Annotated in this window: 14 protein-coding genes; 6 read left to right on the forward strand and 8 right to left on the reverse strand. The window is 67.2% G+C overall.

Annotated features, from left to right (window positions below; all coding sequences use genetic code 11):
* Positions 1-10: 10 nt before the first annotated feature.
* The 7 genes from ACE5C1_RS11385 to ACE5C1_RS11415 form a co-directional block, all read right to left on the reverse strand.
* Positions 11-466 (reverse strand): hypothetical protein, encoded by a 456-nt coding sequence (locus tag ACE5C1_RS11385; protein WP_374944192.1) that lies wholly within the window; start codon positions 464-466, stop codon positions 11-13.
* A gap of 10 nt (positions 467-476) precedes the next feature.
* A complete protein-coding gene (locus tag ACE5C1_RS11390) occupies positions 477-2,579 on the reverse strand; it encodes a hypothetical protein (RefSeq protein ID WP_374944193.1) in 2,103 nt (700 codons plus the stop codon).
* Positions 2,572-3,126, reverse strand: coding sequence for a hypothetical protein (locus ACE5C1_RS11395; RefSeq protein ID WP_374944194.1), 555 nt, complete (start codon positions 3,124-3,126; stop codon positions 2,572-2,574). The genes ACE5C1_RS11390 and ACE5C1_RS11395 overlap by 8 nt, the downstream gene beginning before the upstream one ends.
* 113 nt (positions 3,127-3,239) lie before the next feature.
* Positions 3,240-4,217 carry a hypothetical protein gene (locus ACE5C1_RS11400; RefSeq protein WP_374944195.1) on the reverse strand — a complete coding sequence of 326 codons (978 nt, stop codon included), beginning with the start codon at positions 4,215-4,217 and terminating at the stop codon, positions 3,240-3,242.
* A 44-nt stretch (positions 4,218-4,261) separates the two neighbouring features.
* Complete coding sequence (locus ACE5C1_RS11405) at positions 4,262-5,443, reverse strand: site-specific integrase (RefSeq protein ID WP_374944196.1); 1,182 nt, start codon at positions 5,441-5,443, stop codon at positions 4,262-4,264.
* Between the two features lie 138 nt (positions 5,444-5,581).
* Complete coding sequence (dnaN, locus tag ACE5C1_RS11410) at positions 5,582-6,700, reverse strand: DNA polymerase III subunit beta (RefSeq protein WP_374944197.1); 1,119 nt, start codon at positions 6,698-6,700, stop codon at positions 5,582-5,584.
* Between the two features lie 128 nt (positions 6,701-6,828).
* Positions 6,829-7,494: an outer membrane protein gene (locus ACE5C1_RS11415; RefSeq protein ID WP_374944198.1), complete on the reverse strand. Its 666-nt coding sequence runs from the start codon at positions 7,492-7,494 to the stop codon at positions 6,829-6,831.
* A gap of 113 nt (positions 7,495-7,607) precedes the next feature.
* Here ACE5C1_RS11415 and ACE5C1_RS11420 point away from each other — a divergent pair, with 113 nt between their 5' ends.
* The 5 genes from ACE5C1_RS11420 to ACE5C1_RS11440 all read left to right on the forward strand — a co-directional run bounded on the left by ACE5C1_RS11420 (position 7,608) and on the right by ACE5C1_RS11440 (position 11,529).
* On the forward strand, positions 7,608-8,270 hold the full coding sequence (locus ACE5C1_RS11420) for a histidine phosphatase family protein (protein WP_374944199.1): 663 nt from the start codon (positions 7,608-7,610) through the stop codon (positions 8,268-8,270).
* Positions 8,267-8,737 carry a hypothetical protein gene (locus ACE5C1_RS11425; protein ID WP_374944200.1) on the forward strand — a complete coding sequence of 157 codons (471 nt, stop codon included), beginning with the start codon at positions 8,267-8,269 and terminating at the stop codon, positions 8,735-8,737. The genes ACE5C1_RS11420 and ACE5C1_RS11425 overlap by 4 nt, the downstream gene beginning before the upstream one ends.
* A gap of 140 nt (positions 8,738-8,877) precedes the next feature.
* On the forward strand, positions 8,878-9,585 hold the full coding sequence (locus ACE5C1_RS11430) for an NYN domain-containing protein (RefSeq protein ID WP_374944201.1): 708 nt from the start codon (positions 8,878-8,880) through the stop codon (positions 9,583-9,585).
* Entirely contained in the window at positions 9,582-10,778 is a 1,197-nt protein-coding gene (rlmN, locus tag ACE5C1_RS11435) for a 23S rRNA (adenine(2503)-C(2))-methyltransferase RlmN (RefSeq protein ID WP_374944202.1), read from the forward strand. The genes ACE5C1_RS11430 and rlmN overlap by 4 nt, the downstream gene beginning before the upstream one ends.
* Positions 10,771-11,529 (forward strand): sulfite exporter TauE/SafE family protein, encoded by a 759-nt coding sequence (locus ACE5C1_RS11440; protein ID WP_374944203.1) that lies wholly within the window; start codon positions 10,771-10,773, stop codon positions 11,527-11,529. The genes rlmN and ACE5C1_RS11440 overlap by 8 nt, the downstream gene beginning before the upstream one ends.
* Before the next feature lie 15 nt (positions 11,530-11,544).
* On the opposite strand, the gene pdeM is transcribed toward ACE5C1_RS11440, so the two are convergent.
* Positions 11,545-12,207 (reverse strand): ligase-associated DNA damage response endonuclease PdeM, encoded by a 663-nt coding sequence (pdeM, locus tag ACE5C1_RS11445; RefSeq protein ID WP_374944204.1) that lies wholly within the window; start codon positions 12,205-12,207, stop codon positions 11,545-11,547.
* Between the two features lie 97 nt (positions 12,208-12,304).
* Here pdeM and ACE5C1_RS11450 point away from each other — a divergent pair, with 97 nt between their 5' ends.
* Positions 12,305-14,239: a potassium transporter Kup gene (locus ACE5C1_RS11450; RefSeq protein ID WP_374944205.1), complete on the forward strand. Its 1,935-nt coding sequence runs from the start codon at positions 12,305-12,307 to the stop codon at positions 14,237-14,239.
* Positions 14,240-14,268 lie beyond the last annotated feature (29 nt).

The following is a 14,268-nucleotide window of genomic DNA, read 5'->3' on the forward strand; positions in this document are numbered from 1 at the left end:
GCGAGGGTGGTCAGCGGATCGGGCGGACCTCGGCGTCGGTGGCCCGCCTCTCCGGCTTGTCGAGGTCCTTGTCGAGCAGCGTCGTGTTGAGGCCCATTGCGGCGGCGTTGGCGATCAGCCTGACCAGCCGCTGGTCCTGGAGCCGGATCGTCTCCTGGGCTTGATCCAGCTTCTGACGCACCTGCCGCAGCGTGCGGACTTTGGGATCCTCGGTCTCGGGCAGCTTCTCCGGCGTCGGCTTAATCCCGTTGAGCAGGAACTCCTCGTGCTGCGATACCCGGAGTTCGAGCGCGTCCTTGATGGCGTCGTGCTTCCACAGGCTTTGCCGACGGTATTCCTTGCGCGTGACGGTGAGCGCGATGTCGATCACATCCTGCCACGACGGTTTGCAGGCGATGGGGAGCTGTCCGATGCGGCGGACGATTTTCGCCCTCTGCTCCTCCGTCATGAGCGTGTAGCCGTTCACCGGCTTGCTCCTAGGCTGCGCGGGCATCGCCTTCTCCTGGTGTCGGAGGCACCGCGTAGGTGCCGTCGCTCTTGAGCTGGACGAGCGTCCCGTCGGGGATGCGGTCGTCCTCGTGGATGGTCCGGATCGTCTTCAGGCGTGCGAGGTTGCGCTTGTGGAAGGTGATCCAGCGGTCGGCGCCGTAGTGGCCGTCGTCGTCGGCCGACCGCGATCGGGCGAGCGCGCGTTCCTCGTCCGCCACCTGGCGCCGGGCCTCCTCGACGTTGACGCCCTTCACGACCCAGTGCTCGTCGCAGTCGCCGCATGCGCCGTGCTTCTGGCAGGGCAGCGCGTCCCAGTCGTGCACGCACAGCCCGATCGGGGTTACGACGACGTTGCGCGCGTGGGTTTCGACGAACTTGCGCCGCTGCTCCGCGTCGACGATGCGCGACGCGGCGTCGACCAGCGGCCCGGTCGCGCCGCCGCCGGTGATGCGCTCGCGTACGCGACGCGCCATCTCCGTCGCGGTGACGTGGTCGTAGGAGGCGTTCTGGCCGACCTGCCTGCGGCCCATCCAGCGGGCGACCTCAGCGTCGTTCATCTTGCCCTCGAAGGCAAGGGTATTGAGCCAGTGCCGGAACTGGTGGCTGGTCGCGGACAGGAACCTGCCGTCGTTGCCCTTGATCCCGAGCCGTTCGAAGATGCTGGGCTGGTTCTTCTGCCCCGCGAGCCAGATGTAGATCTGGGCGTCGGTGAGCATCGTGACGGTGCCGTTGGTGCTCGGCGCGAGCAGGGTGTGGAAGAAGCGGAGCGGCACCGTGAAGAGGCAGTCCTCCACCAGGAGCTTCGGCTCCTTGCGTCGATGCACGTCGCCGATATACGACCGCCCGGCCAGGTGCGCCTCCAGGTCCGATTTCCGGTAGAGTGACATCCCGCCCCGTCCGGGCGCATTGCCTGCGATGAGTAGATTGGCGGTCAAGCGTGCGAACATGTTGCCCGCGACTAGGAGTTTGCGTTTGTCGGCGTTCTTGGCCCCGACGCCGACGGCGCGCGCGAGTTCCAGGGTCGTCAGCAGCGCGCCGCGCGGCATCGAGTCCCAGGGCTGACCTAGAAGGGTCCGGCCGGGATTGAGCCGCTGGAAGCGCGCGACCGCCGCGAACGGTGCCGTCACCCGGTCGATGTCGCCGATCGCCCGCCTGGCGAGCTCGTTCGTGGGGGTCGCGACGTCCTTGATCAGCATCTCGCCGTCCTTCTCGGGATCGTAGCGAATGCCGACGGTCTTCATGGGCTTGCCGTCGCGATCGAGCGCGACGTTGCCCAGGTCGTCGAGCAGGTCCGCCTCGCGGAGGCAGTTCCTCGGGATGGTGAGCAGCTCGTTGATGCGGAAGCCGCCGCAGACGAGCAGGTCCACGGCCCGCATGGCGACGAGGTCGGCGTCCCGCAGCTCGAAGGCGTGGCCGGGCGTGGTCGCGTTGGCCGAGATCTCCGACAGTGCCAGCAGCACTTCGACGCTGGGCAGCTTCGCCTTCCTACGCACGTCCGCGTCCGTCCCGATGCGGTCGTGCTTCTTGTTGCCCTTGATGCGGTTCTTCCAGGCGATCCTGGTTAGCGCCAGGCCCTTGTCGTCTATTTGCGCAGCGATGAAGGCGAGGCGCGATCCGACATTGCGGGCACCGTCGTTGATGTCCTTCTCCACCTGCTTCATGGTGGCCGCGAAGTCGGCGTTGGTCAGCACCGCCGAGTCGGCCTTGCGCTTGGCGACGCGCAGCCACAGCGCCCGGCAGGCCGCGATCATCGCCTGCAGCCCGCCGGCCGAATGGCCTCCATCTTTCGACCCCTGGTAGCGGGAGACCATCGTCTTCGCGAAGGTCATGAATGGCTCGGGGAACGGGTGCTTGGCGCCGCTGCGCGTCGCCCGGTCTATGCTGAACCACAGGCCCCCGTCGCCGGCGACCGAAGCTCTGCCGGTGGCGGCCACGGCCCAGTAGGTCTCGTCCCACGGCGTGTCGAACCGCTTGGCCGCGCGCTGCGTGTCGGCCAGCTCCTTGAGCCGGCGGTGGCATCCGGCGAGGCTGGCGGCGGCGGGGTCGAGCGCGACGACGTTGTCGGGGCGCGGAACGTCCGGCTCAGTCATTCTCCATCCCCTTCGCCTTCTTCCGCTCTTCGCAGGCGACGATCACCTGGCCGATCGCCAGCATGGTGAGGTCGTGGATCTGCACCATCTTGGGCGACATGCCTGCGGCGTGGCGTTCGGCGCGCTGGGCATCCAACTCCTCGAGGACCTCCGCGTGCGGGCCGTCCTCGTGCGGCTGGAAGTGACGGCAGCGATAGCACGCGATCGGCGCGAACAGCCGGCAGAAGCTGCGGGTCCCGCAGTTCCCGACCGTGTTGAGGCTCTCCAGCGTCTTGCTGTGGTGGCGGATGCGGCTGGCGGGGTCGTCCCCGCGCGTCGCCTCGCTCTCGTCCGTCACGATCCTGCCGAGGAAGGCGTCGGCCACTGGTCCGAGGCTGATGGCGATTGCCTTGTCCAGGCGTCGCACGATCTCGCCGCGCGTGTTGAAGTAGACCATCACGTGCGACGTGTCGGTATGATCCAGGGCATCGGCGACCATCGCGGACGAGAAGCCGTTGGCGACGAGGCGGGTGGCGAACGTGTAGCGCAGTCGCCGCGGGTAGAGCACGACCTCACCCTTCCCGTCCGACCTGCCGATGGCGAACGCGGCGGCGATCCTGCTTAGCACGTCGCGCGGCCAGTTCGCGACCTGGCGCCACTGGTCCCGCTTGAACTCGGTGCCTACCAGGGCCGGTACGGGCCGGTCCCGCCGGAACAGCGTCGGGCTATGCCGCGCGCGTCGTTCCTGATGGGGAAGCGACCGCGGTTCCGCTTCCGCAGGCGGTTGAGCAGGCGGTAGACGTCGGGCGGAATCTCGCGCGTTCGGAATTCCAGACGCTCGCCCTTGAGGCGCTTCTTGATGCGGGGAATGCTGATCTCGAACAGCGGCGCTCCCCCGGGCTGCGGGATCGAGCGGATGTCGCCTTCGTCGAGGTAGCGCAGATTCTTTGGATTGGTGCCGTAGCAGACGAAGAGCCAGGTGAGCGCCACTTCCTCCAGATCGAGTCCGTTCACGACATCGTCCCCGGTGGCCAGCATGACGCTGGTCACGTCGTTCAACCGGCTGATGAGCGCGTCGAACTCGACGGGCGTGAGCGGACCCTCATCCGGATCCTCGCTCAGCACCGCGCGACCCTTCATCACGTCGCGGAAGATCAGTTCCGAGAGTTCAGCCGCGACGTCCTCGTCGAAGCCGGGCTGCCCGACGGCGACGCAGAACTCGTACCATCGCACGAACGCGCTGGTGTAGTGGACGACGCGCCCCTTCGCGACCGTCTTCGCCACCTCGCGCTCGAAGGCGGCGTAGACCTCCAGCCCGACGAAGCCGCGCTTCTCGAGGCTCTTCCGCAGCACCGCGCTGGCCTCGTTCCGGGCGAGAGGCGCAAGCCACGTCACCACGTTCGACACGTATTCCGGAGAGTTGCGGGCGGTCAGGTGCTTCACGTAGCGCTTGATGCCGAAGCCGCACATGGCGGGGATCGGGCCGTATAGGCGCTGGAAGCTGATCTTGATGTCGGCCGACAGGCGCACGTCTGGCTCGTCGAAGCGCACGGTCGCGCCTGCGAGCGTCGTCACCTCCTGCCTGAGGAGGGCCTCGCCTGCCGGCGAGGAGATGAACGCGTCCACGGGGTCGTGCGCGACGGGTGCGATTCGGGTCATCGGCCACACCTCCTCCATCTGTCGTTAAGGTCGCTTCTACGGCGTCAGTCGTTTGCCGCGCGCGGCGCCACGAGCTTGTTGTTCATGGCGGCCATGCGCTTGTTGGTGCGCTTGCGGATCGCCTTGCGGGGGTAGAGGCCCGGCTGCTTGGACGTGCGCGACCAGCCCATAGCGTAACACTGGTCCTGCAGCGCGCCCTCGTCGTCCCAGCCCTCCTCCTGCGACATCTCGACCCAGCGGTCGTTCCAGTCGTGGCGGAGCATGTGGTTGCAGAGGTCGGCGAACTCGGGGAACACCTTACGGATGCGATCGTAGATCCCGCGCAGCGTGCGAGCGGCGAGCGGGCCGCCTTGACGTTCCACGAAGAGGAAGCCGTGCACCCTGCGCTTCGGGTACCTGGCCAGGACCTGACGGTCTTCCACCCATTCCTCGAGCGCGCCGAGTGCGTCCGAGTCGAGCTCGATCTCGCGCGCGAGCGTCTTGGCGCGGGCAGGTACCTTGCGCTTGTCCTCGGGATCATCGGGCCGGCGGTGCACTGAGATCGTCGGCACCTCCGCCTTGTCGTCAAAGTCGAATCGCTTGAAGCCGAGGAGTTCGCCGGACCGAAAGCCATGACGGAAGGCGAGCAGCAGGATGGCGTTGTTGCGCTTGCGCAGCTTGGGTCGGAACGGATTGAGCTTGCTGCCGGGGTTGATGAGCAGAAGAAACTTCTGGCGCAGATCGGGCTCTAGGCCGAACCGCTCCTTGCTCCTGCTGGACGACTGCACGTAGGGCGCTATGCGCTTGGCGAGCTTCTCGAAGTGGGCGGCGGCACGGACGAGCTGGTCCTGCCGGTCGCCTTGCGCGCGGGCCCGGTAGAAGTCGGCCCGGAACGATACGAACTCGACCACCGTCGAGTAGCGCAGGTCGATGTACTCGCCGACGACGTCGCCCTTGCCGTCGACCCGCTTGCGGCAGGCGGTGGCGAGCGCCGAGAGTTCGGTCTGGGAGAGGAACGAGCCGGTCGCCAACCGCTGCTCGACATCGATGTCGAGGTCGTGGAACAGCTTGAGTCCGACGGCGACCGAACGGAGCCGCAGCTCGATGTATGCGGCGCTGTTGCCGGCCGCCCGGTCGACGAGCATGACGAACTCCATGGCGTGCAGATCCGCCATGCCGGTGCTCTTGCGGACCAGCATGGGGATGTGCTCGCCGGAGTCCATCCGGCAGTTCCGAATCGTGAACATGACCACCTCCATTGGCGGTCAAGAGTTGACGAAAAGAAAACCGCCGCTTTAGCGAGAAGGAGTTAACACCCCCTTCTCGCGCTCTGCCTCTAAGTCATTGTTTTCCGGCAGAATTGACAGTTACAATTAAACGGCCGTTTACACCCGCATCGGCATCAGTACGTACAGCGCCGCCGCCTTGTCGTTCTCGCGGATCAGCGTCGGCGCGGCGGCGTCGGCCAGATGAACCTCGACGATATCGCCCTCGATCTGCGCCAATATATCCATCAGATAGCGGCTGTTAAAGCCGATCTCGAACGGCATCGCGGCGTAATCGCCCGGTACTTCTTCCGCCGCCGTCCCATTTTCAGGGCTCGTCACCGACAGGGTGATGCGATCGCGGTCGAGCGCCATCTTCACCGCCCGCGTCTTCTCGGTGGCGATCGTCGACACGCGGTCGACCCCCTCCATGAAGCTCTTCGGGTCGAGCTTCAGGATCTTGTCGTTGCCCGTCGGGATGACGCGCGAATAATCGGGGAAGGTCCCGTCGATCAGCTTCGACGTCAGCACCGCGCGCCCGAGATCGAAGCGGATTTTGGTCCCCGACAGCGATACGCCGACCGACCCGTCGACCTCGTCGAGCAGCTTACGCAGCTCGGCGATGCACTTTCGCGGCACGATCACGTCGGGCATGTTCTCGGCCCCGTTCGGCCGATCCAGCGTCACCCGTGCGAGCCGGTGGCCATCGGTCGCCGCCGCCTTCAGCACCGGCGACGATCCCTCGCCATCCGCAACGTGCAGGAAGATGCCGTTCAGATAATAACGCGTCTCCTCGGTCGAGATCGCGAACCGGGTCTTATCGATGATCTGCTTCAGCGTCGCGGCGGGAAGCTCGAACTGGGTCGGCAATTCGCCCTCGGCGATCACCGGAAAGTCGTCGCGCGGCAGCGTGCCGAGGGAGAAGCGCGCGCGCCCCGCCACGATCGTCAGCCGCCCCTCGGCTGCCGCCAGCGACACCTGCGCCCCCTCCGGCAGCTTGCGCGCGATATCGAACAAGGTGTGCGCGGACACCGTTGTCGCGCCCGGCTGATCGACCGCCGCGACGACGCTTTCGTTGATCTGCAGATCGAGATCGGTCGCCATCATCTTGAGCGCGCCGTCGGACGTGGCCTCGAGCAGCACGTTTGACAGGATCGGAATGGTGTTGCGTCGCTCCACCACCGACTGGACATGGCTCAGCCCCTTGAGGAGCGTCGCGCGTTCGATCGTCGCCTTCATGCGTATTCCCCCGTGCCCGCCCGAGTCCCGGGGGCCTTGCCGCTTCGCTGCGACCCTACCCAACAAAAAGGGGCCGGAGCAAGCGCCCCGGCCCCTCTCGCGATTCTGCTTACCGGCGCGTTAACACGTCAGAAGCGAAAGCCGTAGCTCGCGACCACCTGATGCCGGTCGGTGTCGACGTCGAAGCGGCTGCTCGCTCCGCCGTTCGCATAATCGAGCTGCCCGCGGCTGTAGTTCGAATAGCGATATTCGATCTTCGCGTAGCTGTTCGGCCCCACCGCGCGCTCCACGCCCGCGCCGACGCGATAACCGTCGAGGTCGAAGTCGGTGTCGGTCGTCTGGCTGGTCGATCCCGCCAGCACGTTCAGCCGCGCGTTGGTGTAGCCGCCCTTGACGTAGAGGAGCGTTTGCGGGTTCGCGAGGATGCCCGCGCGCGCGCCGATGTACAGGTCGCGGCCCTGTTTGACGCGGCCGAAGCCGAAGTTGGTCGTATAGTCGCGGCGGCCGCTCTTGGCGGTCGATCCGGTGAGCTCGCCTTCGACCCCGACCAGCGCGCCGCCGAGCGCGACATCGTAGCCGACCCCGCCGCCGTAGAGCAGCCCGTCGATCGACTGGTCGTCACGCCCATTGTTGTTGTCGACGCTCGATCCGGCGCCGACATGGTCGTAGCCGAGCGTGGCCTCGACCCGCGGGCCGGTGAAGACCGGATTGGTGTCTTGCGCGAACGCGGGCGTCGCGGCAGCAAGGGCGATCGGCGACGCGATCAGGATCGTCGCAAAGGATGGCTTACGCATGGGAACTCCGTTCATGTCTCACCCCCGAACTGCACGCGGGGTGGACCGGCCAAATGGTCGTGGCGCGCGCTCGTTGCATGAACCTCAGCTAAACAGGTCGAAACGTTGTATCTTTGCAACAGGAGCTTGAACTGACCGCGCCGGTCCCCAATCGCCTGGGCCGGGATTTCATCGCCCGGCACGGCGAAACCGTATTCAACGCCGCCCGCCGACTCCAGGGCGACGCCGCTCACACGCCGCTGACGCGCGCGGGCTTCACGCAGGCGGAAGAGATGGGCGCGGCCCTCCGCACGCTGCTCGGGGCGCGCCCGGCGCTGACGCTCTGGGCGTCGCCCACCGGTCGCGCGCTCCAGACACTAAGCGTGATCGCCGAACATCTCGAGGTCGACTGGCATGCCGCACGGACCGATGCGCGGCTGGTCGAGATCGGCATGGGCGGCTGGGGCGGACGCTATTACGCCGATGTCGTCGACGAACATGGCCCGGTGTTCGACGCGCGCGGTGTCCTGCGCGAGGCTCCCGACGGCGAACGCTACGCCGCCATCGCCGCGCGCGTCGGCGCTTGGGCCGCGGACACCGCCGGGGACGCGGGCGACCGCCTCGTTGTCATGCACGGCATTTCCAGCCGCGTGCTGCGCGGTGTCCTGACCGGGCTTCCCGATGACGAGGCGCTCGGCGCGCCGGTGGCGGACGGCCTGCCGCAAGGCTCGATCTCGCTGATCGAGAACGGCCGGGAGACGGTTGCCCACCGCGGCACCGGTCACGCGCCCGCATGAAGGCCGCGTTCCTGCTACTCCTCGCCATTCCCGCAGGCCGTGAGACGATCGGCGTCTATCAAGGCTGGGGCGCCTTCCGCGACGCCATCCCGGCGCGTTGCTACGCCATCGCAAGGCCGATCGTCGCAGGTGGGCGCCGGGGCGGCTTCGCCAGCATCGCCACCTGGCCCGGCAAAGGCTTGCGCGCCTCGCTCCACATCCGCCTCAGCCGCGTGCGCGATCGCTCGGCGGGCGTCACCCTGACCGTCGGCGAGCGCCGCTTCACCCTCCTTGCGAACACCCGCGACGCCTTCGCACCCGACGCGGCGAGCGACCGCGCGCTGGTCGCCGCGATCCGCTCGGGCCGCAGCATGAGCGTCGAGGCGGTGGGCGAGGGCGGCCGTCCCTTCGCCGACGTCTACGCGCTGCCGGGTGCGGCGACCGCGATCGACGCCGCGACGCTGGCGTGCGAGGGGCGCGGGGGTTGATTTTTCGCTACAGCGAATATAACTAACATCTATCAGGCCCCCGGCAGCCGTCTTGAGGCGCTCGCAAGAGCAGATATCAGCTCAAGGCCTGCTCCCGGGGGCAACCTGTTTCTGGTACGGATGCTATGCCTACTGCCGTCGTGATCGATGGTGCGTTCTTCCTGCGCCGGTTTCATCATAGTTTCCCCGACCTGGACCGCAACGATCCGCATTCGGTTGCCTCGGCCGTCACCGGGATCGCTGCCTATCATGTGGCAGCGGGGTTCGATGCGGCCTCGATCCCCGCTGCTCGCGCCGCCGCCCAAGGGCGGCAGGAAACGACCGAACTTTATCGCATATTCTTCTATGACTGCCCGCCCCTGACAAAGCGTGTGCAATTGCCTGTTTCGAAAAAGGCGCTGTATCTCGGCGGAACCGCGGAAGCGAAACTTCGATTGCAAATTCATGCGGCGCTACATGCCACGCGCAAGGTCGCAGTGCGCCAAGGGCGGTTGAACGAAGCCTTTAGCGCGTGGCGGGCAAAGCCAGACGCCGTAAAGCGCTGGATCGACGATCCTAAGGCATTCGCCCCCACTGACGAAGATTTCGAGATCGACGTCGTACAGAAAGGTGTCGACATGCGTCTCGGCCTGGACGTTGCGTCAATGGCGTTCAAGCAGCAGGTGCAACGCATTACTCTGATCGCAGCCGACGCTGATTTCGTGCCTGCGGTAAAGCTGGCTCGCCGCGAAGGCATTGATGTCGTTCTGGACTCGATGGGAGCGCACGCGGCGCCTGACCTCCTTCAGCACGTCGACGGTATCAGGACCGCCGTTATCGAACGTCTGATGGATGGACCGATCGCATGACCCCCGCCATGCCCATTCCCGGCCACATCGATCCGGTACCCGTCCCGCGTGCGGCGACGCTGCGTGCCGATGGCAGAGTCGACCTGATCGGCCTGACCAAGGACCAGCTCCGCGCGACGCTGGCCGACGCCGGGCTCGACACCAAGCAAGCGAAGCTGCGCGCCAAGCAGATCTGGCATTGGCTCTACAACCGCGGCGCGACCGACTTCTCGGCGATGACCGACATCGCGCGCGCGCAGCATCCCTGGTTGGCCGAGCGCTTCGTCGTCGGGCGCCCCGAGGTGGTCGAGGCGCAGGTGTCGAGCGACGGCACCCGCAAATGGCTGCTGCGCTCGCCGGACGCGCAGGATTACGAGATGGTGTTCATCCCCGATGCCGATCGCGGCACTCTCTGCGTCTCCAGCCAGGTCGGCTGCACGCTCAACTGCACTTTCTGCCACACCGGCACGATGCGCCTCGTCCGCAACCTGACCGCGGGCGAGATCGTCGGCCAGGTCATGCTGGCGCGCGATTCGCTGGGTGAATGGCCGTCGCAGCCGGAAGGCCGCATGCTCACCAACATCGTGATGATGGGAATGGGCGAGCCGCTGTATAATTTCGACTCGGTCCGCGATGCCTTGAAGCTGGTCATGGACGGCGACGGCCTCGCGCTCAGCCGCCGCCGGATTACCCTCAGCACCAGCGGTGTCGTTCCGATGATGGCGCGCGCGGGGGCGGAGATCGGAGTGAATCTCGCGGTCTCGCTCCATGCGGTCACCAAGGAAGTCCGCGACGAGCTCGTCCCCCTCAACCGCAAATACGGCATCGAGGAACTGCTCCAGGCCTGCGCCGACTACCACGGCGCGAGCAACGCACGCCGGATCACTTTCGAATACGTCATGCTGCGCGACAAGAACGACAGCGACGCCGACGCGCGCGAACTCGTCCGCCTGCTCCGGCACTACAAACTGCCTGCCAAGGTGAACCTGATCCCGTTCAATCCCTGGCCCGGCGCGAATTACCAATGCTCGACCCCGGAACGCATCCGCGCCTTCTCCGCCATCGTCTTCGAAGCCGGCATCTCCGCCCCCGTCCGCACCCCACGCGGCCGCGACATCGACGCGGCGTGCGGGCAATTGAAAACGGCGGCGGAGAAGAAGTCCCGTGCGCAACTGGACCGCGAAGCCGCCGCAGCACTGCCCGCACTTGCTTGACCTGACGACCGCAGCCCTCGCCGCTGCCGCAGGAGTCCTCGGTGGCGCGATGAACGCGCTGGCGGGCGGCGGCACGTTCGCGACGATGCCCGCGCTACTGGCGATCGGCACGCCCGCCAATGTCGCCAATGCTACCTCCAACCTCGCGCTCATGCCTGGCGCTGCGGTGAGTGCCTGGACCTTCCGCGGCGAGCTGAAGCCGGTCGGCGGCGTCTCGGTCCGCACGCTGGCGGCGATCACCTTTGCGGCGGGACTGGCGGGCAGCGCGCTGCTCGTCGCCACGCCCGCGCGCGCCTTCGACCTGATCGTGCCCTGGCTGCTGCTCGTCGCCTTCCTCGCCATCGTCTTCGGCAAAGGCGCCGCCGCCTGGCTCAGCGAGCGCGTGACGATCGGTCCGGCGACGCTGCTGGTCGCGCAAGGATTGCTCGGCATCTACGGCGGGTATTTCGGCGGCGGCGTCGGGATCATGACGACCGCGACCTATGGCCTGCTCGCTGGCGAGACGCCGCGACAGATGTTTGCGCCACGCACGCTGATGCTGGCGACCGCCAATTTCGCGGCCGCGATCGTCTTCACGCTGAGCGGCCTCATCCGCTGGGACGCATGCCTGCCGATGCTGGCGGGTGGCCTCTTGGGCGGCTGGCTGGGCGCGCATCTCGGCAAGCGGCTGCCATCGGGCGCGGTACGCGCCTGGACGATCCTGGTCACCGCCGCGACCACCGCGGTTTTCTTCTGGCGTGCCTATGGATAGCGCCGCCGGCCGTCTCTAGGCCGCGATCGGGAAGCGTAGCATCCGATCCTCTACCGGCACCAGCGCCTCGGCACCACCGCCGACCGCACGGACGATCTCGGGATGGGTCACGTCGAGCCCGCCGGTGAGCGCCCCGAACGCGGGCAGGATCAGCTTGGTCCCGGTCGCGACGAAGCAGCGTCGCGCGACCTGCCGCCCGCGCACCCGTATCCGCAGCTTGGGGTGAAAATGCCCGGACAGCTCACAGCGCAGCTCGCGCGGGCTGGCCTCGTGGCGCAGCACCAATCCGTCGACCAGCGCCTCGTCGATCACCGCGCCGCCGCAATGGTCGGCGACGTGGGGATCGTGATTGCCGGTGATCCAGGTCCATTGCACCGAGCCGGTCAGCGCCCGCAGCGCCGCGCGCGCGCCGGGCTGCAACCGCTCGCATCCGGCGACGTCATGAAAGCTGTCCCCCAGGCACCATATCTCACGTGCCGCCGTCGCCGCGGCCAGCGCGGACAGGTCCGCCAGCGTCGCCGTGGTGTCGTACGGCGGCAGCATCTGCCCCAAGCCGGCAAACCAGCTCGCCTTTTCCAGATGCAGGTCGGCGACCAGCAGCGCACGCCGCGCGGGCCAGAACAGCGCGCCGCCGGTCAGCGCCAGCCAGTCATGCCCACCGAACGAAAAGGGAACCATGCGGTGGCCATGCCCGGCGGTGGAACGGAGATCAAGCGCTTGCGTCATAGCGCAATGCGCGTACAGCGCGCCGTCCTCCCCGAGGCTGCCCTCCCGTATGTCGTCGCCCGAACCGTCCCCCGCCCCCCATGCCACGCCGCACCCCGCGCTCGCCGCGCTGACGATCGGCGCGATCGGCGTCGTCTTCGGCGATATCGGCACCAGCCCGCTCTATGCCTTTCGCGAGGCGCTCGGCCAGTCGGGCAAGGACGGCATCGACGCGAGCGAGATCCTGGGCGTGCTCAGCCTGGCGCTCTGGTCGCTGATCCTGGTCGTCACGATCAAATATGTCGTCTTCCTGATGCGCGCCGACAACCAGGGAGAGGGCGGCGTGCTGGCGCTCGCCGCGCTTGCCCGGCGTGCACTCGGCAAGCGTTCGATGATCGCATTGATCCTGGGCGCGGCTGGCGCGTCGCTGTTCTACGGCGACGCGATCATCACCCCCGCATTGTCGGTCCTCTCCGCGATGGAAGGGCTGCGCACGATTCCCAATGCTGCGCACATCTTCGACGAACGCACCGTCCGCGTGCTGACGATCGCGATCCTGATCGGGCTGTTCCTGATCCAGGCGCGCGGCACTGCGCACGTCTCGCGGCTGTTCGGGCCGGTGTGCATCGTCTGGTTCCTGTCGATCGGCGGCCTCGGGATCTGGCATATCGCCGATGAACCCTCGATCGCACGGGTGGTTTGGCCCGGCTATGCGGTGTCGTTCATGGCGAGCCACGGCACCATCGGCCTCTTTGTCCTGGGCGCGGTGTTCCTCACCGTCACCGGCGCCGAGGCGCTGACCGCAGACATGGGACATTTCGGCCGCTTGCCGATCCGCATCGGCTGGTTCGTGCTGGTGTTCCCCGCGCTGATCCTCAACTATTTGGGCCAAGGCGCCTTCGCGCTCGCCACGCTGGAGACCGCGACCGCGGCGGGCAAGCCGTTCGCCAACACCGACTGGTTCTTCCTCATGGCGCCCGACGCGCTCAGGCCTTGGCTGGTCGTGCTGGCGGGGGCCGCAACGGTGATCGCCAGCCAGGCGGTCATCACCGGCGCCTTCTCGCTGACCCAGCAGGCGATCCAGCTCGGCCTGCTCCCGCGCCTGCGCATCCGCCAGACCTCGGCGGCGTTTGCGGGGCAGATCTATCTGCCCGCGGTCAACTGGCTGTTGCTGATCGGCGTTCTCGTGCTCGTTATCCAGTTCAAGACCTCGTCGGCGATGGCCGCGGCTTACGGCATCGCGGTCACCGGCACGATGGTGGTGACCACCTGCCTTGCGTATATCGTCGCGCGGCATCGCTGGAACTGGTCGCGGCCGCTGGCGCTGGCGGTGATCCTGCCGTTCCTGACCCTCGACCTGATCTTCTTCGGCGCCAACATCCTGCGCGTGGTCGAGGGCGGCTGGGTGCCGCTGGTCATCGCCGCGGCGATCGGCCTGCTGATCCAGACCTGGGTGCGCGGGCGCGGGATCGTCTCGGATTTCGAGAAGCGCCAGGCGATCCCGCTCGCCGATCTCGCCGCCGCGCTCGAACGCCGCCCGCCCGAGCGCGTGCCGGGCACCGCGGTGTTCCTGACCGGCAACGCCACCGCCGCGCCTGGTGCGCTGCTGCATAACCTCAAACACAACAAGGTGCTCCATCAGCGCAACCTCGTCGTCAGCATCCGTACCACCGATCGCCCGATCGTCGCCGAGGAGCAGCGCGCGACGATCGAGAAGATCGACGACGCCTTTACCCGAATCGTCCTGACCTATGGCTTCATGGAAACGCCCGATGTGCCGAGCGATCTTGGCCTCGATGCGCTCGGCGACCGCCGCGCCGACGAAGCGATGCGTACCTCCTACTTCATCGGCCGCAACACGCTGAAACCGGAAGCGGAAAAGGGCATGCCGCCCTGGCAGGACCGGCTGTTCATGTTCCTCCAGCGCAACGCCAGCGACCCCACCGATTTCCTGCGCATCCCGCCGGGCAAGGTGCTTGAACTGGGCGAACAGGTCACGGTGTAAGTTCTCCTTCTCCCCTCCCTCAAAGGGAG

The sequence above is a fragment of the Sphingomonas sp. genome (assembly GCF_964263785.1).
Classification (GTDB): Bacteria; Pseudomonadota; Alphaproteobacteria; order Sphingomonadales; family Sphingomonadaceae; genus Sphingomonas.

What these genes read in the sequence shown, in the direction of transcription:
- ACE5C1_RS11390 (WP_374944193.1), bottom strand. Translation starts at nt 2,579, where the DNA reads ATGACTGAGCCGGACGTTCCGCGCCCCGACAACGTCGTCGCGCTCGAC.
- ACE5C1_RS11400 (WP_374944195.1), bottom strand. Translation starts at nt 4,217, where the DNA reads ATGACCCGAATCGCACCCGTCGCGCACGACCCCGTGGACGCGTTCATC.
- ACE5C1_RS11405 (WP_374944196.1), bottom strand. Translation starts at nt 5,443, where the DNA reads ATGTTCACGATTCGGAACTGCCGGATGGACTCCGGCGAGCACATCCCC.
- dnaN (WP_374944197.1), bottom strand. Translation starts at nt 6,700, where the DNA reads ATGAAGGCGACGATCGAACGCGCGACGCTCCTCAAGGGGCTGAGCCAT.
- ACE5C1_RS11415 (WP_374944198.1), bottom strand. Translation starts at nt 7,494, where the DNA reads ATGCGTAAGCCATCCTTTGCGACGATCCTGATCGCGTCGCCGATCGCC.
- ACE5C1_RS11425 (WP_374944200.1), top strand. Translation starts at nt 8,267, where the DNA reads ATGAAGGCCGCGTTCCTGCTACTCCTCGCCATTCCCGCAGGCCGTGAG.
- rlmN (WP_374944202.1), top strand. Translation starts at nt 9,582, where the DNA reads ATGACCCCCGCCATGCCCATTCCCGGCCACATCGATCCGGTACCCGTC.
- pdeM (WP_374944204.1), bottom strand. Translation starts at nt 12,207, where the DNA reads ATGGTTCCCTTTTCGTTCGGTGGGCATGACTGGCTGGCGCTGACCGGC.
- ACE5C1_RS11450 (WP_374944205.1), top strand. Translation starts at nt 12,305, where the DNA reads ATGTCGTCGCCCGAACCGTCCCCCGCCCCCCATGCCACGCCGCACCCC.